Below are 20,697 nucleotides of genomic sequence, written 5' to 3'. Positions count from 1 at the left end.
GGGTTGCCTGCCCTTTTCAACTCACACGCATCACATCGACCGAAACCAACAAAGTATGCTGACCGCCCCCGTATGCGACGCCTTTTAAAGGCGTCACATCACTGTAATCGCGTCCCCAGGCTAAAGTAATATGCTGGTCTGTCGGCATCTTGTTATTGGTAGGATCGAACTCGCACCACCCGGTACCGGGAATATACACCGCAAACCAGGCATGTGAGGCATCAGCCCCTACCAGCCTTTGCACGCCCGGCATCGGTGTCGATTCAATGTAGCCACTCACATAGCGGGCTGCAAGTCCGTATGAGCGCAGACAGCCGATTGCCAAATGAGCAAAATCCTGACACACCCCCCGCCTGTGCAATAAAACATCGGATAGCGGTGTTGCAATCGTCGTAAACGCAGGATCGTAAGTAAAGTCGTTGTAAATCCTGCGCATTAAATCGGCGACCGCATCGATCAGCGGCCTATTCGGTAAAAATGAAGCTCCGGCATATCCGGCCAGATCACCACTGCTGACGACCATAGGCGAATCCAGTAAATATTGCCTGGCGTCCATCAGCTCAAAATTGTCCTCAGCCCAATAGGCCTGAGCTAAAGACCTTACCTGCGACTGAGCCTGAATGAACGGCGACTGCAATATTGACCTCGCCTCTTCCCACGTAATTGAACTGATGGCATTTTGCTGCTGAAGTCCGGAGTGGATAATCACATCGCTCAATGCCGTCACCGTCAATTTGGCATGAGACTGCTGGATTGCAAAGTAAGCGACTCTATTACCGAAAAAGTCGGTACGTTCTTTAAAATCACTGGGTTCAGGACTTAACTCAAACCGACTGGAAACACATTGCTGCCGCCAAAATTCCCGAGGTTGAAGACGTGCTTCGTTCTGACACAAGCCTACCGGCTGACTGTAGTGGTAGGTTGTCGTGTGAGTGATATTGAACCTCAAAGCTCCTCCTCGGATTGGGTCGGCGTCAACTGATGGATATCCTGAGCATGACTGAAATAAGCTTGCGCTATCATGTCGGATGCTCGCCATAATCGTTCAGTGACACTGACCAACAATGAGTCCAGCTGACTGTAAACCCCTTCATTCTGTTTGACTTTGGTCAACTCAACCAGATTGACCAAGCGTATGTCCGTATAGGCCTTAAAAATATCGCGCTCTTGAGGACTTAATTTTCCAGTGTGCCGTTCAGAAGGCATGGCGGTAATATTTGAGCACAACTGCTGAAGCTGGTAAGCCAGGGAGCGAGGATGCGTCTCGTCCATTAACAAAAGCTCCAGCACCATGGGCAACTTGATAAACGACCGGTAGCGGCGCTGATAAACACTCAAACTGTCGGTTGAAATGAGCACCGCTTCCAGCAGCCGGTTTTGCACGGCTTCCTCATGACGCAGCACCACGGTGGAACGTAACAAGGCAATCAGCATCAAGGCTCTTTCCAGTCTTCGCCCGCTATCCAGCATTAACCAACCCGATTCACGCGCCATACTCTCACTGGTTAAACCCGTGAATGCGACAATGCCGGTTATCAATTCATTAAGATGATCCAGTAATGTCTCGATAGAGATAGGCTGCGCAATGACATGAAGCTGCCAGCGCTGCTGAATATCATCGACACATCGCCAGGTATCCAGCGACCAAAGGTCTCGAATATTGAACGCAGAATGACGAAATGCGTTCAACGAATACGGCAACGCCCCTATCCGGTTTTGATCGCGCGCCAAAGACAGTAATTCGGTTTCAGGTTTATTCAATAAGCTTTCATCGCCTCGGATAAAGCCCGGATAGGTCACGGTAACCTGAGTCAGCGCTTTAAGCAAAACATGACGGCATTTGAAGTTTACGTCGGTGGTATCTAAATTTTCGAGTATATTTTGCAACACGGTGCGCATCAGCCGGGCAGCGGATTCAGAGCGTTCCAGATTCCGGCCCACCCAGTAAAGATTATCGGCCGCCCGGCTTGGCAAAGGCTCAAATACCGGCTCAACCAACTGATTACGGCGCGGCTTCAGCCATAAACTGACTTCATGCTCGGGCTTATCCGCCAATACCCAGGTATCCTTACTCAAGCCGCCTTCCTGGTTGGATACGACAAACGTGTCGCGTTCCTTGGCAATCCGGGTCAAACCGCCCGGCATGGCTTCATAACCGTTATCACCCGCAATGACAAAATTCCTTAAAATCGCATTGCGAGGCTCTATATGTCCGTCAACAAATGCCGGCACGGTTGAAAACCCTACTTTTTCCTGACCCACAAAAAGGTGAGGTTTAGCCAAAATCATCGCACGAAGATTTTCTTTTTCCTGGCGGCTTAATTGAGAACCAAAGACGGTCCTTTTCATGGCGCTGCGGTTAACCGCCTTAATTACCATTCTGTCCAGATTTTGCAGGACAAAATCACATTCTCTTTTTTGTCCGCACCACCAGGTCGCGACAGAGGGCAGCAGTAATTCCTGATTTAAAAAGTAGCGGGCCAGACGCGGCAAAAAGGCCAGCAAGCCATTGTTTTCCAAGACACTGCTTCCCAACGGATTGGCGATAGTGACATTGCCCCTTCTGACCGCCTCCAGAATTCCCGCCACACCAAGGCGCGAACTTGAACGAAGCTCCAACGGATCGCAAAATGAATCATCCACACGCCTGAGAATCACATCGACCTGATGCAGACCTTGAAGCGATTTTAACCAGACCCGCCCATCCCTGACCGTGAGATCATCACCCTGAACCAGCGTATATCCCAGATGCGACGAAAGATAAGCGTGCTCAAAATAGGTTTCGTTGAGTGAGCCCGGAGTCAACACGACGATGCGGGGAAAATCTTTGTTATGTGCCGCCAGATTCGCCAATCCACTGCGGAATGAACGAAAAAATCCGGATAAGCGATGAACATGGGCATCGCGAAACAGATCCGGCAAAACCCGGGTCATCACTATCCGGTTCTCCAGGGCGTAACCGGCACCTGACGGTGCCTGGGTCCGGTTCCCCAAAGCCCACATCCGCCCATCAGGCCCTCTTGCAAGATCGGCCGAGTAAATGAATAACTTTTGATGACTGGCCTTTAATGAGCCGACACAGGGACGTAAAAATCCTTCATGGCCATAAATCAGTTCGATCGGTACCAAACGTTTTTTCAGTAAATTCTGTTCGCCGTAAACATCCTGCAATATCAGATTGAACAGTTCAGCCCGCTGAACCAAACCGGCGGCAATTTTATCCCATTCCTCGCTGCTGATGAGAAGCGGCACGGGATCCAACTGCCAAGGTCGTGCCTGGGTTTTTGAGTCGGCATAAACGTTGTAAGTGACGCCATTATCCCTAAGAATTCTTTGCGCTTCCTGTCGACGTCGTGCCAATTCCTCGCCGCCCATTTTTTCGAGCGAGGCCATGAAGTTTTCCCAATAGGGCTGAACTTTACCCCGGGAAGCATACATTTCATCATAGCTGCCGAGCTGCGTCGCATAGTGTTGCGTCCCCAGATCACAGTTCATTTGATTGGCATTGCTTGAGCTGATCTGTTCCGAATCCATTGAATTAATACATTATGAGAAAGAAACCCTGGTTTCATTGTTCCGAATTTAAGCCGTGAGCTTTAAACCTAAAAAAACGTATCCGCTCACCTCCTCCAATTCTATTGGGTGTTGGTGGTTGATTGAAAAGGTTTCTGCAACAGGGATGCTGCAGAGAGTCACATGGACCCATTTAGGCATCCTTTGAAATCAAGCTCCTACGCCCTCAATTCAAAGTGGACAAGTAGTAAAAAAAACACAATCAGCCCACGAAAAGCTCAAAAGATACAAAAACTCAGTCTGTTGCCGTATCAACCATTAACCTTTTAGGTAAAGGTCGACAACCGGGCATCTCATTGATTGTTTTCGTGCTTTAAATGTTTTTCCTGAACCCAAATAGTTTTCAAAATTAATAGCAGACTATTATCCTAAAAAGCCAATGTCCAGGTAGATACTGAAAAATACCCACCCGCGTTTTAATCAACAAAAGCATCTTCAGGATTATAGCTTTGTCTTTTTTTATTACTTCAATTTTCTATTCGACCAGCAATGACCAATTCGATTATATAAGAGGGGGACGCAAGATTAGTTGGGATGACCACAGCCGAAATGCTGCCGCCATCGCCCGACAAACCTTGCAGCACGTTATTATCAGTTCCGGTACCTCAAGTCCAAGGTATAAGGAAAGTCTTTATTTGGCTCCTCTTGCGGTGGCGCCATAGGTCTGGGCTCCGCACCGGCAACAACAAATCGACCTTCCATCGGCTTATCGGAAGGCGCGACAGGTGAAGTAGCCATAGGCGGGCGAATAATCGTTCCCGGCGTATGACCATAGTCCCAGAAGCGCGTAATCCGGCGCGCCTCCGCCTCATACGCATTCACCGGGAAAGCATCGTAACTGCGGCCTCCAGGGTGCGCGACAAAATAGGTGCAGCCGCCAATCGCATGTCCGTTCCAGGTATCAATTACGTCAAACACCAGCGGCGTATGCGGACTGATCGTTGGATGCAGCGCTGAAGGCGGCTGCCATGCACGATAACGTACGCCGGCCACATACTCACCTTTGCGACCGGTATTACGCAACTGCAAGCGTCTGCCGTTACAGGATAAAACGTAACGCCCTTCAGTAAAGCCGGTTACCTTAACCTGCAAGCGCTCTACTGACGAATCGACATAACGCGCGGTGCCCGCCCTGCTGACTTCCTCACCCAATACATGCCAAGGCTCAATCGCAAAACGCAATTCCAGATCCATATCATCAATCATGGTATTACCGTAACGCGGAAAGCGGAATTCAAAAAACGGATCCAGCCATTCCAATTCAAACGGATAGCCCGCCCGTTGCAAATCCTTGACTACATGCTTCATATCCTCCTTAACGTAATGAGGCAGCATGAACCGGTCATGCAATTCAGTCCCCCAGCGGACAAGTTCATGCTTGTAAGGCTCACGCCAGAACCAAGCGATCAATGACCGCAACAGCACCATCTGCACCAACGACATACGAGCATGCGGCGGCATTTCAAAAGCGCGCAATTCTAAAATACCGAGGCGGCCGGTTGAACTGTCCGGCGAATAGAGCTTGTCGATACAGAACTCGGAACGATGGGTATTTCCGGTAATATCGGTCAGTAAGTGACGCAACAAACGGTCAACCAGCCAGGGTGCGGGTGATTCCCCTTCCGGCATTTGTTGAAAGGCAATTTCCAGCTCGTATAACTTCTCGTCGCGTCCTTCATCGACACGCGGCGCCTGACTCGTGGGACCGATAAACATACCGGAAAACAGGTAGGACAAACCGGGATGATGCTGCCAATAAGTAATCAGACTTCGCAACAAATCAGGCCGTCTCAGTAATGGACTGTCAATGGGTGATTCTGCTCCCATCGTAATATGATTTCCGCCTCCGGTTCCGGTATGTCTTCCGTCCAACATGAATTTTTCAGTGCCTAAGCGAACCAAATGCGCTTGCTCATACAACACGGTCGTTTTATCAACCAGTTCCTGCCAGGTTTTGGAAGGATGGATATTCACCTCAATCACACCCGGATCGGGCGTTATCATCAACCGCTCTATACGATAATCGCGGGGCGGTTCATAGCCTTCCAGCACGACAGGAATCTTGAGCGATTCAGCCGTCGCTTCAACGCCAGCCACTATTTCCAGATAATGTTCCAATAAGGTCATCGGTGGCAGAAAGACATGCATCATGCCATTTCTGACTTCTACGCAAATGGACGTATGCGGCACACCCACTTGCACTGTTTCTTCATCCCCTGCGGCTTGTTCAACTATTTCAGGATGGTCTTTGGCCCGCTTTTCGAGATGACTGTAACGGCGAGTCACCTCGCCATAGTAATCGCCCAGTTCCGGCAAATCCTGGAATAAGCTTTGTGGCTCGCCACTGTCGCGCTTATCGGGGGCAACCCAGGGCAAACTGTCCAGAGGCTGCCGCATGCCCATCGGAGAGTTTCCGGGAATCAGAAACATAGACCCGCGACGGAAATTCCAGGGTCCGCTTTGCCAGCGCTGACCTGACCAGTCCCATTGTATCGGCAGGGAAAAACCAACCGGCTCGCTTAAATCGTTTTCCAGAACAGCTGCCAATGTCCGGCGATCCAGAGAATCTTTCAAATTGACTTTGAATGGATCCAGGTTTTCCGGAATATTGCCTTCCTGCCAGACATAATAAAAAGTATCTTCAAATGCCGTCACGATGTATCGCGGCTTCAAACCCAGACGCTGAGTCAGCTGGCGCATAAAGGCGTAAGCGTCTTTGACGGTAAATGTATGCTCTTTGGTGATATCGGCAAGTAAATCGGGATTGCGCCAGACTGGAAAGCCGTCTTTTCGCCAAAAGCACCCGTATTGCCAGCGGGGCAGAGGCTCACCGGGATACCATTTACCCTGGCCATAATGCAGCATCGCACCGGCGGCAAAGGTATCACGCAAACGAAGCGTCAGGGCATGGGCCCTTTCCCTTTTGTGATCGCCATCAGCCAGGGTATTCCATTCGGCACCTTCCATATCGTCGACAGATACAAAAGTGGGCTCACCGCCCATGGTCAATCTGACATCATCCGCTATCAGTTGCCGGTCGACCTGTTGCCCTAATGCATCGATGTAATACCATTGCTCATCAGTGTAAGGCTTGGTCACCCTGGGATCTTCATGCAGGCGGGTTACCGAATTATCAAATTCGAAAGATACTTCACATTTATCCGTCGCGCCCGATACAGGTGCAGCACTCGCAGGATCCGGCGTACAAGCCAACGGAATATGGCCTTCTCCCGCCAATAGTCCCGACGTAGGATCCAAACCAATCCAACCTGCACCTGGAATATAGACTTCCGTCCAGGCATGTAAATCGGTAAAGTCATGTTCAGGTCCTGACGGGCCGTCCAGCGATTTGACATCGGCCGTCAATTGCACCAGATAACCCGACACAAAACGCGCAGCAAGACCCAAATGGCGCATGATCTGGACTAACAACCAAGCGGAATCACGACAGGAACCGCTGCGTTTGGTCAGTGTTTCCTCACAGGACTGGATACCGACTTCCATGCGAATGTTGTAACCGATATCCTGAAAGACCTGACGGTTAACATCGACTAAAAAATCATTTATCGAGCGTTTATCCTTTTTAAAGTTTTTAAGCCATTTTGTGAGTAAAGGCCCGTCTTCTGTAATCGCAAGATTAGGCTCCAGTTCTTTAAACAATTGGGCATCGTATTTAAAGGGATAGTCGACAGCATATTCTTCAACAAAGAAATCAAATGGATTGATCACCGTCAAATCGGCAATCACTTCCACCTCGACACTGAGCCTTTGGCATTTATCAGGAAACACAACACGCGCCAAAATGTTACCAAATGGATCTTGCTGCCAATTGATAAAATGTTCTTTAGGTTCGATCCGAAGCGCATAACCTTTTATCGGTGTTCTGCAATGAACAGCCGGCCGCAGTCTAAAGACATGAGGTGATAGAGAAACGGCGCGATCGAATTGATAGCTAGTCTTGTGGTTAATAGCCACCCGAATGGTCATATACTTTTCCTATTTTGGCACGTTAGATGAACGATCTACTGATGACTGACAAACAAGGCAAAACCGGGCATGACCCAGAAACAACACCTCTTTGGTGCAACCTCCTCACTTTGGTGCAAAAAAGCCCGTCGATTTTTTAAAAATCAACCGCACAGTTACTGATTGCCCCGTTTTAAAGCGTATTTAATGCCCGCATCATCAGCCACAAATTACACAAAATTAAATTAGCAATTTTCGAGCCCAAATAAATTAAACGCTTGGAACAACTTGAATAACCTAAACAGATGGGACTGGATCAGAATTATCTGACATCAAGACAAGACGCCAAGCATGATGTTCAACAAGAGAATAACCGCAGTCATAAATACGGCAGAGGGGTTCACCGCTGAAAAATCATCCCGGTCTTCAGCGGTATTACAGGTGGAAATATATGAAAATAAAACCGTTTTATTCGGCTTTTTCTTTTGAGTCCACTGAATCCTTGGATGGCTCGACGACGGGTACGGAAGCTTGCGCTTCTTCCTTATCGGCCTTCTCTGCATCTAAAGCGGCTTCTGTTTTATAAACCGCATCTTCTGCAGCTTCCGCTTCCTTGACTTTCAAACCCTCGATAAAATCCGTAAACCACTGATGTGACTTCATATTATTGAGATCCGGATCATTCAAAATGTCTTCAATGCTGGGCAGACTGCCGTGCTCATCTGAATCATCCAGGGCTTTCAGACATTCTTCATTTTCATCTCTTAAGGCATAGATGCAAGCCAGATTATAAGAAGCCGTACCTTTCTGGATTCTGTTGGCATTCAAAAAACTTTGCTTTGCCAGTTCATAGAGATCATCCGAGGGCGGCACACCTTTACTGCGGGCTAATTCCATGTAGGTAAAACCGCCATCAATCGCCGCGCCGAGAAAATCCGGGTCTACGGTTAAACAAAAATTAAACTTGGAAAGCGCTTCTTCAAAAATACTTATCGCTTCATCACCTGATTTGGTTTTTCCTTGATGGAGTAAGGCAAAACCCCAGTTATAGAGTGTTTCACTGAACAATAAATCTTTTGCCAGAACTTCGGCAAAGCCTTTGTAAGCCGTGCTGTACAATTGATCAGCTTTAGCACCTTCATTTTTTCTAGCTTGCTTGACATGCTTGATCGCAGCGTCAAGTTTTGATTTTTTAAAGAACGAGCCTAAAAAAGACATCTTTGCTCCTGAGTGATTGAGTTAATTATTATTAGATTGAACAGCATATCATCCTCATACAGGCGGTCAATGCTTATAAAATCCTGACAGCAATTCCCAGTTTGATAGCTTCAGTCTCATATTGGGCAGGAAAAAGCCTTTCGAGGAACGTCGTAAACCCTTCCATGAGGGCTTGACAGCAGCATCGCTGTTGCCGACATCCTGAAAAAGCTTCCACCAGCTCTTTTCCTTTCAAATGGAGAGTTACTCCTGAAAAGCTTGAACTATCATCGCTTGCCGGCGCTAAAGCGTTTTTTCTCCGGCTTGCGTTGAAGTTTGGCGGGCTTTTTGAATGAGGCCGGTTTTGACATCGGTTTTTTTTCAGGCCGTGAAGGCTTGACCTCTTTTTTGGCCTCCAAATTGACCGGCTCATAACCGGTATCCAGCACTCTTGGAATCGGTTGTTTCAACAACTTTTCAATAGCTTTTAGTGCCATCCCTTCTTCAGGACAAACCAGCGACACCGAATTCCCGGGCAGCCCCGCTCTCCCGGTACGTCCGATACGGTGTATGTAATCTTCAGCCACTGAAGGCAAATCAAAATTAACCACGTAAGGCAACTGATCGATATCCAAGCCCCTGGCCGCAATATCGGTAGCCACAAGAACCTGAACTTTACCCAGCTTAAAAGCATCCAGCGCTCTACTTCTTGCGCCTTGCGTTTTATCGCCGTGCAAAACAGCGCATTTGATACCGTCCTTGAGCAATTGCAAACCCAGACGATCGGCACCGTGTTTCGTTCTTACAAATACCAGAACGCCACGCCACTGACCGTGGCCAATCAAATAGGAAAGTAATTCCCGTTTGTACTCTCTTTTTATCGGATAAAGGGATTGAATGACGGTATCGGCAGCCACACTGGATGCGGCAATTTCTATATCAACCGGCTTTTTCAACCACTGCGTCGCCAAATGCTTGATATCGCCGGACAAAGTGGCTGAAAACAGCAGGCTTTGCTTATCAGATGGCAGCATCGCCAATATTGCGTTGATCTCCTGACTAAACCCCATATCCAGCATCCGATCCGCTTCGTCCAGGACCAAAATGGACAGCGCATCAAAGGTCACATGACCTTGCCGGATATGATCCAGCAAACGGCCCGGCGTCGCGACAACAATATCACAGCCTCTGCGTAGCCTTTGGGTCTGGCTGTTCATGCTCACGCCCCCGTATATCAGCTCGGCAAACAAATTGACATGCTTGCCATAACTGGTGACATTTTCATGCACCTGTGCAGCCAATTCTCGAGTAGGTGTCAATATCAAAGCCCTGACCGGACGCGGCTTGTTATAGGCCGTTTTGGATAAATGCTGCAGCATGGGCAAAGCAAATGCGGCCGTTTTACCGGTCCCGGTTTGTGCTTTTGCCATGACATCGCAGCCCTTGAGAATCAGCGGAATGGCTTTAAATTGAATGGGCGTAGGAACTAGATAGCCCTGCTCTGTCACAGCCTGGACAAGTTCATCAGCAAGCCCTAGTGATTTAAAAGAAGTAGTTGACTCAGCGTTCATTAATTTTGGTATCCAATTGACGGATTAAAGGGAAAGTGGGCGTTGCCATTATGCTAAAAATCATGACAAGCCTTTTGGCTAATCCGGGATAACAACTTGCAACAACAATAGGCTTTGTATACTTATATTGTATCTGCTCACCCCCTCCAATTTTAGTGGGTGTAGGTGGTTGATTGAAAAGGCTTCTGCAACAGGGATGTTGCAGAGAGCTACAGGGACGTATTAATGCGTCCTTTGAAATCAAGCACCTACACCCTTAATTCAAAGCGGGCGAGTAGTTACCTTATATTTTTGGGTTGACCGGATTTTATTCAAGCACTAAAAAACAAAATCCGTAAACAAGTATCTTAACTGGTTTAGCTGAAATTTGAGCGCATCCAGATTATTCAGCGCAGGTTGGATTGCATGATTTTCGCAACCCAAAAATTAATGCCCTGACCTTGAAGCGTTGGATTGTCGGGCGCCAACCGCAACTTAAGTTGTATCCTTTTGAGATTATTACAGCAACGCCAAAACAGTCTTGAATGCACTATTTTTGCGCCCTATGCTCATTTTTTAAGGTTATATAATGTAAATAGGAATATTCGAGAAACGCCTTTTCTTTGTCAGTTAATAATCTGACGGCTTTAGCCGGTGATCCCACATAGAGATAACCACTGTCCAATTTTTTTCCGGGCGGCACCAAAGCGCCGGCACCCAACATGACATAATCTTGCAAAACAGCACCGTCCATGACAATGGTCCCGATACCAATCAAACAATAACTGCCAATCTGACAGGCATGCACAACGGCTCGATGGCCTATTGTCACCCCTTTTCCTATCACGAGTGGATAGCCCTGAGGGTTATAAGGCCCGGCATGAGAAACGTGCAAAACTGAACCGTCCTGGACATTGGTTCCGGCACCGATGAAAATTGATTCTACATCGCCTCTGATTACCGTTGTCGGCCATACCGAGACATCGTCCTCCAATGTCACATCGCCTATGACTATTGCTGACTCGTCAATATAGACGGATGCCCCGAGCTTGGGCTGTTTACCATTAAAAGTACGAATTGCCATAGTCTGCCTCTGTTTATACAGCATTAACAATAATCACAGTTGACGTTGATTATAAAACCAGCCATTCCCGGTTTGAACATTTAATGTGGCTTTGAAGGTTGGCGTCAGCCTTAAAAGCCTGAGACCTCATCCATGAAGTCTTGACGGCAGACTCAGGCAGCGAAACATCAAAACCTTGACCATTAAGGTTCAAGGGTCTTTTGAGCGGTTCTTCTTTAAAAGGCGGTTACTACTTATATCAATGCCGGGACTTAAGATGCGGTTAAGTTTATCACTGTTTAATTCCGGCCGATTGTATATACTGGGCGCAAGATTCGAAAACGAACGCCTAATAAGACAGATGAGCTATAATTTCGCACGTTAGTGCTGACAGATGCATTTCACCTTACTCCCCAATTGTCGGCTATAATTTTTGTAAAAAAGGTTCAGCTGTGCATGTCGATGCGTTTAAGCAGTCAATATCATCGATAATTAGTCCCTTTCCATTGAAAACTGAGGCTACCCGTTTCAAGTAAGTGAATGGCAAATTGATTATGCTCAACAGAACCGCTGCCCTTCAACTGGAAATAATAGGATGTTTAATTAAATCAATTGCATGAATACCAATTGGTTTGCTAGAGAACAATCATGTATACAAAATACTTCGGACTCAACAAAAAACCTTTTTCCCTGATTCCCGACCCGGAATTTTTATTTCTCAGTCCTCAGCATCGAAAAGCACTCAGTACCTTGCAATACGGATTGATGAGTCATGCAGGATTTACTGTGATTACCGGTGAAATTGGATCTGGAAAAACCACTTTGATCCGGAGCATGCTGGGCAAAATTAAAGATCAATGCACCGTTGGCGTCATTACGAACACGCATAGCGCATTTGGAGATCTGCTGACCTGGGTTCTTGGGGCTTTTAACATCACCCACGACACCAAAAACAAGGCGGAACGCTACGAATTGTTCGTCCGGTTTATCAATGAGCAAAATAAGAAAAAACGCCGAGTCGTGCTGATCGTAGACGAAGCGCAAAACATGGAACTTGAAACACTGGAAGAATTACGTCTGCTCTCCAATATCAATGTTCATCACGAGATCATGCTGCAGCTTATCCTGGTTGGACAACCTGAACTCGTAGATAAATTGAATGACCCCCAATTAGTCCAGTTTGCTCAGCGTATTTCCATCGAATACCATCTGACCCCGCTTAATTTTGAAGAAACTGAACAGTACATAGAACACCGCTTAGCGACCGCCGGTTGCACCAAGAAAGTTTTCAACAGATCAGCCTGTGCCGCCATTTTTTATTACACGGCTGGCGTTCCCAGATTAATCAACAATATCTGCGATTTGGCCATGGTTTTTGCTTTCGCAAACGATGCTACGGAAATTGGCTGGAAAACCATCATTGAAGTGATCAACGAAAGAAAAACCGGAGGCATTAAACGTTTCAGAGGCAAGTACTGCCCTGAACCGGACTTAATGCAAAAAGTAGCGGAAGCAGAAAAATTACGCCGTGCAATTTTAGAGAAAACCGGGGTTGACATCTCTAAAATCCATTAAAGATCAGCAGGATTTAAACCTGTTTCAAACCCTCTTTAGTAAATCTCAACTAATTTCAAATCAAGTGCAGGCGGATGAGTAAGAGCCAATAACTGACATTATTTGCCTGTAAATTCTTAAGCCGCATTTAAAACGGCATGTCCCTATGCCTGAGTATCAAACGCTTTAATAAACGGTTATTGAGTCGGTTTAGTTTCGTCAACTGGTGCAGGCTTCAGCTCATCAAGCGCTTTTGAAGTCGCATCAAGTGCACTGGATGCTGCATCTTTGGATGCATCAACGGCCTGAGCTGCACTCTCGTTTACTGCTGCAGCAGAGTCCTGCGCGCCTTCAACTACCTGAGATTGAACCTCGGCAGCCTGTTCAACGGCACCTTGAGCTGACGTCACGGCTTCATCATTAACTTCTTTAACCGTTTCTACGGCTTCGCTTATGATTTCACTGGGGGCAGGAGCTGGAACGACTTCTGTGACACTTTTAACCTCAGCAGGCGCTTGTAGAACCGCTTCAGTCTTTGCCGCTTCGGTATCTTCAGATTTTTCACAGCCAGCCAATGCCATTAAACCGGTCACACCAATAATAAGTAGCTTTTTAGATTTCATAATATCCTCTATTGTTAAAGTTATGGTTATTAATCAGATTTCATCAAATTTTCAAACACTCTTTCGCTATGCGATCGAATGAGCGATGTAAATGACACGCCAGCATTTGTCCACACTTTCCGACAGATCAGTACCCCTTACACAAACTAAACCATCGTCATCTCTTATTTCAAATTACATTAAACCAACTCAAAATGATCACCCGCTGAAGTTTTATGCATCAGCCTGCCCAACTTAAATGTCATCAATTGACCTTTTCTCTCAAAACTAACAGTCTGGCCAGTTCTCATGATTCCGGATGACAAAAGTAAACTGTCTCTGACCCGTAGGGCTGTAATTTTAGGTATGAATACAGCCCAAAAACCTTCTTTAAGGACTGAGGAAGAACTGGTTGACCATACCGCTTCGGATTCCAGCGCAATCAATTCAATGCCCAATCGAATGGACTGGTTATCCAGCTTATTGATTCTTTTGAGAAGACCAATTTCCAGCCTTTTACCCTGATTCTGTTTAATGCCTAAAAGTTCGCCGACTTTTACACGTCCCTCTTGCGGCTTCATTATGAAACCGTATCCTTTTATACTGGTATCAATAAATTCAAAATCAACCTCGGGACTTCCCGCAGCGGCCGGATTATCCGCTTCCGCTTTATCACCCGCGCCTGATACCGGTGTCTTATTACCATGATCTTTTCCTAAGTCAGGCCATGGGATTTTAGGCTTGGATTTTGAAAATTGCGGTTGCTTTTTTTGGTAATCGAATTCTGTATCTAAAGGCACTAAATCCAAATCCGGCACTTTCCAAAAACCCAGCATTTCTTCTTGCTCGACAAGAGGCAAAGGTAATTTTTTGCTAATCGTTTTCTCATGCCCGGCCGCCAGATAATTAACAATGCTGCCTAACCCTAAATAGGCACTTATCTCGCCGTGAGCGACAAGCCTTTTGTATTTTCGACTATGCACCAGACTTAAAGAATTTACGGCCTTAACTAAAAGCGTCCCTATTGCTTTTTGCTGAGCTGTTTTCACTCCCGGCTCTAAAGGCAGCATCTTATTGATTTGCATGGCGACAGGAAAAACATCTAAATACCGGCTAAAAGAATCATGCTCCGCTATCCTTTTAGGTGCAGTCTCATTTTCAAAATTAAAGCCGTAAGTATTTTGTAAAACATCCACTTCAACGGTGTCCTCGACATGAGCATAATCAACATAAGCCTCCAACAACTCCTTGAGCCCTTTCATTTCTCGTGGACTCAAACTTTGGCAGTCACAGGCTTCAAAAATAAGAATATTCTTGAAAACCGCATCAATTGTCCTGGTTTTATAAGTTAAGTCAGTTAACATCACATCAATCAGGGCCAATTCTTCAGCCCATTTGAAAACGCGATAGCATTCCGCCCAAAAATGATCCTCCAATTCGGCATACATCATCTTCGTTAGTAACTGAATTTGAGCTGAAGCGTGCAACGCCAGATATAAAACAAGCACCTGTTCCTGACGCGTAAATACACTTTTAGCCTTGTTATCCAGTTCCGATCCTATTGCCAGCAAACCTGTAAACAAAGCCCTGAAAATATTGACTGCGACCTCCATTTGAGCGGCTTCATCATTCGTTACCGGAAACTTTGTATCCAGTAATACTCTGTCAATCTTATCAACCAGATTATCCGCAACCGGACTGATTTGTTCGTATAACTGGCACTTAAATTTAATCGGCAGAGACAAGCCGTTTAGCTGATTCAAGACAGCATTAAGCATACAGCAAGCCTTTTCAGGATCTTGTAAATTTAATCCGTTCAACCAATCAAGCAATGACGGCTTGGTGAGGTCGAATGGTAAATCCGAGATTGAACCCGCACTGGAATCTTTTAAATTACCGTTCATTATTTCCTGTTCTACAGCATAAGTTGCCGATTAAAGCGCTTAATAAAGCAATATTACAAGCAACGTAAAAACAGCTGTTAATCGTTCTTTTTCAGATGCAACCCGGGTTGAGCATTGACATCTGTATCAACAAAGAAAAACAGACTCCTAAAACATCAGCAATTATCAATTTGAAGGAAAAAGGGGTTGGGCGAAACTTTACGAGGATGTCGGCATCAGGGATGCTGCCGTCAAACCCCAAAGAGGGGTTTACGGCGTTCCTCGAAAGGCTTTCCCCAGCCCAAAATGACGCTGAAAATATCAAACAGGGAATTGCTGCCTGAAACATTGACTTGAGTAAAGTTAGCCCATCATTCTGCTATACTCCAACAATATTTTTTAGCTACCGACTTTTGAGACTCACTCAATGAAGGGGTTAAATTAAAGTTAGCCTGCAAAAATTGCTCCCTGTATATTAACCTCATCTCAGTGTTTCCAAGGCAATCCGCATGTCGTTAAAGAATTTTTTTTCCAAAGGCGATAAAACAAAACATCCTCAATCGATTGAGGCGGAAAATATAACTGTTGAAATCCTCAAGACCTTAATTCCCATCAGAAGTCTGAGTATTGAAAAACTCGAGTCCTTCGCTACTGATAGAAAAGCCGAGAGATATCCTGCCAAGTCCATTTTATTTAATCAGGGTGATCAAGCCGATTGCGCCTACTATCTGTTATCCGGCAAAGTCTCTATTTCAGATGATGCCGGAAAAAATTATGAAGTTGAGGCTCACACTGCAAAAGCCAAGTTTCCGCTGTCCAGCGGAATCAAGCATACGTTGAAAGCAGAAGCAAAAACCGATGTCAGCATACTCAGAGTGTCTCAAAAAATCATGAGCATGCAACCGTCCGAACCCCACCATTCATTAAGTTTGAATTTTCCGGCCCAGTTAAGCAACAGCCACCTGATACAAACGTTTTCTCAAAACTACATGGAAGAGGATATCCCGGTACCCTCCATGCCGGATGTAGCCTTAAAACTACGCAAAGCCATGGAGAAAGACATCGGCATTGCAGAGGCTGTCAAGATTATTCAGTTCGATCCTGTGATTGCTGCAAAACTCATACAAGTGGCCAATTGCCCTCTTTACGTGACGGTCAATCCCGCTAAAACCTGCCTGGAAGCCGTCAACCGCATAGGGCTTAAAGCCACACAAAACCTGGTTATTTCACTCTGCATTAAAGACATATTCCAAGCCAAAAATAGCGCCATCAAAAAACTGCTGGAAAGCATCTGGCGGCAAAGTGTTTATGTGTCGTGTATCAGTTATGTTCTTGCCGCAGAAACCAAAATAGTCAACCCTGAAGAAGCCTTGTTGGCAGGATTAATCTGCGATATCGGTTTAGTCCCTTTTTTGACCTACGCTGCGAATCTGCCTGACAATTATTACACCAAACAAGAACTGATTGACGCTATCCCTTATATTAGAGGACCGGTCGGAATGAATATTTTACGCGAATGGGATTTCCCCGAAGAACTTGTTGTGATTCCTTCATTTGCCGAAAACTGGTATCAACATACTCAGGATAAACTGAGCCTGATTGATATCGTCGTGCTATCCAGACTGCACAGTAAAATCGGTACCGCTGACATGGCCCAACTTCCCGCCATCACCTCTATACCCGCAGCCAGTAAACTGGATCATGTTCAACTTTCACCGGAAAATTCATTACACATACTGCATAACGCGCAAAACAAAATCAACGAAGCAAAACGCGCTTTTTCTATCTAGCTTTAGCAAACTCACCGCTTATGGATTGGTCATTTTTCAAAAAAAAGCCCCTACCCCCACCATCAAACAAGACTGAACCTTCCTCGCAGGAAGAAATCCAAGACATGACGTTATCCGGCACTCAAGTTTCAGTGCCTGTCAGTTTCTTGAAGCGTTTAATTCCGGTTGGCCAGTATCTGGATGACGCAGCCCTTAAGCAGCTGAAAATAAAGAGCTGTCAGTTTAATCCCGGCATGGTTATTTTCAGCAGTGGCAAAGAGACCGATTCGATTGTCTATTTAGCCAGCGGAGAGGCCTATCTTGAAGTGAATAACGGCAATGCTCAAATGGTCTCGTCAGACACCATGAAAGCTTTATATCCATTATCGAGTGAACGGTTTCATCACTTGACCGCCATTGCCAAATCCCAGGTCACGGTTCTTTACCTTCCCCGAACACTTTTAAAACAACCGCAATCTGCTAACAAGCTACCGGCAAAACTCAAAATAAATGAGACGCTGGGACAAAATGTTTTTGCCCATCAGTTTATGGATAATTTGACCCAGGGGAAACTCAATATTCCTAATCTACCCGACGTCGCGGTTAAGATCCGGCAAGCGAATACGGACACCATAGGCATCGCCGAATTTGTCAAACTCATCAATCTCGACCCGGTCATCGCCGCCAAATTAATCCAGGTAGTCAACAGCCCGGTTTATCGCCCTATTAGCCCGATAACCAACTGCCTGGATGCCGTCAACCGGCTGGGAATAAGTGCTACACGCAATCTGATTACAGCGCTCACCATGAAGAACCTGATCAGAAGCCGCACGCCCTTAATGAAAAAACGCATGCAGGAGGCGTGGGTTCAAAGCGTCAAAGTATCAAGCTTGAGCTACATATTGGCCAAACACATCAATAAAGTCGATCCTGAAGAAGCGCTGCTTGCCGGACTGGTGCATAACATCGGTATATTACCCATTTTGATTTACGCAGACAGTTTACCGGCAGAAAGCTATCTCATCAGTGAACTTGACGAAGCGATTCCGGAAATACAGGGCCAATTGGGCTCGTACATGCTTGAGAAATGGCAATTTCCTGATAGTTTAAAAAAGGTTCCGGTCAGTACTGAAAATTGGTTTAATAACACCAGTGAGTCATTGGATATCAACGATATCGTCGTTCTGGCAAAATTTCACAATATTCTGGCAAGTCAAAAAAAAGGCGAATTACCGTTGATCAACACACTACCGGCTTTTCAGAAGCTCGAAAAGAAGATACTTTCGCCCGACTTGTCACTGCAGATTTTGTTGGACGCCAAACAGCAAATCAGCGAGACAATGAAGCTGTTTACAGGCTGATTCGATGAAGTATTTAAAACAGTTTTTTAACGCGAAAGCGGTTGCGGTAAAACACTCATTAGTCACAAAATCGGTGGTGGACAGTCCCTGTTTTATCGAACAAACAGAGCAACCTTTGCCTGTTCTTCAACGATTTGTCCCGATAAGAGGACTGGATACCAGGACAGTGAAGCTATTACCCCATAAAACGCTTCATTATGCTGCCGGTGACACGCTGTTTCTCATTCATCAAGCCACGTCATCGGTCTGGTACCTTTTTGAAGGAACCCTGACGATGCTGCCGGACGGCGCAGCTCCTTTTGAAATTCAGGCGGATTCTCTTAGAGCCCACCTGCCGATTAACAGCGGTAAAAAATTCGGCGCTTCCGGTGTAGCCCAATCCTACGTGAAGATTCTTGAAGTTTCGGCAGATCTGATCGCCCATTGGACAAGCCAGAGTAAACAAGAGGAAGAATATGTCGTCATTCAGGACCTGGAACTGCCTGAACAAATCAACGAATCACTGTTTTTCGCCAAGTTTGCCAAGGCTTACCGGGAAAATAAACTGACCTTGCCTACCTTGCCGGATGTGGCCTTAAAGCTGAAACAGGCCATGGCCAAGGAAATAGACATCGCCACGGCCGCGCGCATCATTCAGGTTGACCCGGCCATCACGGGCAGTTTGATTCAAATTGCCAATAGCCCTTTGTACTCACCCATATCGCCGGTGACAAACTGCCATGATGCAGTAACGCGACTAGGACTGAACGCAACGCGCAGTTTAGTCTTGGGCATCAGTCTCAAGCAACTGTTCAAGAGCAACAATCCAAAACTGATGAAAGCGATGCAAAGCTTATGGAAAAAAAGCCTTTATTTATCCAGTTTGAGTTTTGTTTTAGCCCAGCAAACCCATGATGTTAATCCGGAGGATGCACTTTTAGCCGGCCTGATTAGCGATATCGGCATCATTCCCCTGCTGTATTTCGCAGAACGACAAGGAGAAGACGACATCGACTTTACGTTGCTTGAAGAAACGATCCCCTTGCTGCGCATAAGTATCTACACAACTTTTCGTAAATTTTGGCATGATGCCGCATGATTTTAAAAAAGCCTATCCGGCGTGGACTCACGCCTAAACGACCGCTACCAGCGCTTGGTGATTGAACACATGAATTCAAGTGAACGCCTGAGTGCTGGATTAAAAGCGTTGCCTGACAAAATCAGCAGCTTTGCCAGCACTCAAGCGGCGTGGCGCTTCTACCAAAACGAATCGGTCAGTCTCTCGAAGCGCCAAGAACCGCTCACGGTCGCCGCGCACCACGGCATCTTGGCTCATTGCATGAACTTCGCTTTATGCGTCCATGACTGGTCCCGCTTAAGTTACAAACATGCCAACAAACCGGACACTTACGCGATCACCCATGACACCGACATCGGCTACGATCTGCAAACCAGCCTCATTATTAGCGACCAAACGGGACAGCCCTTGGCGCCGGTAGCGCAGCGACTGGTTAGCAGCGAAGGGAGTTTCTCGACCTATCAGGAAGCCACCCCTCAACCCATCGTCCAAAATCATTTGGATGAAGTCAGCGACTGCATTCAGTTTTTGGACGGACAAGGTTTTGCCAAGCCATTAGTCCACCTGATTGATCGAGAAGGCGATTCCATCGGCCATATCCGCCGCTGGGAAGCGACGGATAGCCACTGGCTGGTACGCGTCAAGGATAATCCCAAAGTGGACTGCCAGGCTAAGCCCATGGCTTGTAAAGCCGTGGCGCAAGGGCTGGCGTTCAGCAAGACTCGGGAAGTCCGTTATCAGGGTCAGACTTATTGGCAGTGGGTGGCAGAAACCGATGTGACGCTAACCCGTCCCGCCAAACCCAGTCAGCAGAAAAGCAAAAAGCCGGCTGTGCCTGGCATTCCTGTAGCGGCAAGGCTGGTGGTCAGTCGCGTCTTGTCCGACGAAGGTGATGTGTTGGCGGAATGGTTGCTATTGACCAATGTAAAAGATGTCGATGCTTCGACTATTGCGCTATGGTACTACTGGCGCTGGCAAATCGAAATCGACCAGCCATATTGCCTCCATAAGAGTGTTTTTAGAAAATTATTGTATCGGTTCTGCAACTGGTTTTATCCAGGTACGATTAACAGTCCGCAATTTACGTAATTCCTCCAATTCCTGTTGATTTGCCGTAATGAT

At 46.5% G+C, this 20,697-nt stretch carries 14 protein-coding genes; 6 read left to right on the top strand and 8 right to left on the bottom strand.

Features of this window, described 5'->3' with window-relative positions; all coding sequences use genetic code 11:
- Window positions 1-16: 16 nt before the first annotated feature.
- From Q7V32_RS00310 to Q7V32_RS00285, 6 genes are all read right to left on the bottom strand, one after another.
- Window positions 17-949: a transglutaminase family protein gene (locus Q7V32_RS00310; RefSeq protein ID WP_304894996.1), complete on the bottom strand. Its 933-nt coding sequence runs from the start codon at window positions 947-949 to the stop codon at window positions 17-19.
- Complete coding sequence (locus Q7V32_RS00305) at window positions 946-3,534, bottom strand: circularly permuted type 2 ATP-grasp protein (RefSeq protein ID WP_304894995.1); 2,589 nt, start codon at window positions 3,532-3,534, stop codon at window positions 946-948. The genes Q7V32_RS00310 and Q7V32_RS00305 overlap by 4 nt, the downstream gene beginning before the upstream one ends.
- Before the next feature lie 630 nt (window positions 3,535-4,164).
- Entirely contained in the window at window positions 4,165-7,560 is a 3,396-nt protein-coding gene (locus Q7V32_RS00300; protein WP_304894994.1) for a DUF2126 domain-containing protein, read from the bottom strand.
- A gap of 447 nt (window positions 7,561-8,007) precedes the next feature.
- Window positions 8,008-8,757, bottom strand: coding sequence for a hypothetical protein (locus Q7V32_RS00295; protein ID WP_304894993.1), 750 nt, complete (start codon window positions 8,755-8,757; stop codon window positions 8,008-8,010).
- Window positions 8,758-9,023: 266 nt separating this feature from the next.
- Entirely contained in the window at window positions 9,024-10,307 is a 1,284-nt protein-coding gene (locus Q7V32_RS00290) for a DEAD/DEAH box helicase (protein ID WP_304894992.1), read from the bottom strand.
- A gap of 529 nt (window positions 10,308-10,836) precedes the next feature.
- The gene (locus Q7V32_RS00285; RefSeq protein WP_304894991.1) at window positions 10,837-11,370 is read right to left on the bottom strand and encodes a gamma carbonic anhydrase family protein; all 534 of its coding nucleotides are present in this window, start codon (window positions 11,368-11,370) and stop codon (window positions 10,837-10,839) included.
- A 627-nt stretch (window positions 11,371-11,997) separates the two neighbouring features.
- Between Q7V32_RS00285 and Q7V32_RS00280 the strand changes: the two genes are divergently transcribed.
- Window positions 11,998-12,924 (top strand): ExeA family protein, encoded by a 927-nt coding sequence (locus tag Q7V32_RS00280; protein WP_159655105.1) that lies wholly within the window; start codon window positions 11,998-12,000, stop codon window positions 12,922-12,924.
- Between the two features lie 176 nt (window positions 12,925-13,100).
- Here Q7V32_RS00280 and Q7V32_RS00275 read toward each other — a convergent pair whose 3' ends face one another.
- Window positions 13,101-13,526: a hypothetical protein gene (locus tag Q7V32_RS00275; protein ID WP_304894990.1), complete on the bottom strand. Its 426-nt coding sequence runs from the start codon at window positions 13,524-13,526 to the stop codon at window positions 13,101-13,103.
- Window positions 13,527-13,705: 179 nt separating this feature from the next.
- The gene (locus Q7V32_RS00270; RefSeq protein ID WP_304894989.1) at window positions 13,706-15,409 is read right to left on the bottom strand and encodes a hypothetical protein; all 1,704 of its coding nucleotides are present in this window, start codon (window positions 15,407-15,409) and stop codon (window positions 13,706-13,708) included.
- A gap of 107 nt (window positions 15,410-15,516) precedes the next feature.
- Between Q7V32_RS00270 and Q7V32_RS00265 the strand changes: the two genes are divergently transcribed.
- The 5 genes from Q7V32_RS00265 to Q7V32_RS00245 all read left to right on the top strand — a co-directional run bounded on the left by Q7V32_RS00265 (window position 15,517) and on the right by Q7V32_RS00245 (window position 20,664).
- Entirely contained in the window at window positions 15,517-15,732 is a 216-nt protein-coding gene (locus tag Q7V32_RS00265; RefSeq protein WP_304894988.1) for a hypothetical protein, read from the top strand.
- Window positions 15,733-15,897: 165 nt separating this feature from the next.
- On the top strand, window positions 15,898-17,178 hold the full coding sequence (locus Q7V32_RS00260; RefSeq protein ID WP_304894987.1) for an HDOD domain-containing protein: 1,281 nt from the start codon (window positions 15,898-15,900) through the stop codon (window positions 17,176-17,178).
- Between the two features lie 104 nt (window positions 17,179-17,282).
- Window positions 17,283-18,518: an HDOD domain-containing protein gene (locus tag Q7V32_RS00255; protein ID WP_304894986.1), complete on the top strand. Its 1,236-nt coding sequence runs from the start codon at window positions 17,283-17,285 to the stop codon at window positions 18,516-18,518.
- Window positions 18,519-18,522: 4 nt separating this feature from the next.
- On the top strand, window positions 18,523-19,596 hold the full coding sequence (locus tag Q7V32_RS00250; protein WP_304894985.1) for an HDOD domain-containing protein: 1,074 nt from the start codon (window positions 18,523-18,525) through the stop codon (window positions 19,594-19,596).
- Between the two features lie 21 nt (window positions 19,597-19,617).
- Entirely contained in the window at window positions 19,618-20,664 is a 1,047-nt protein-coding gene (locus tag Q7V32_RS00245; protein ID WP_304894984.1) for a hypothetical protein, read from the top strand.
- Window positions 20,665-20,697 lie beyond the last annotated feature (33 nt).

The organism is Methylicorpusculum sp. (assembly GCF_030651835.1).
Classification (GTDB): domain Bacteria; phylum Pseudomonadota; class Gammaproteobacteria; order Methylococcales; family Methylomonadaceae; genus Methylicorpusculum.
This window is presented reverse-complemented; position numbering and strand designations above follow the sequence as displayed.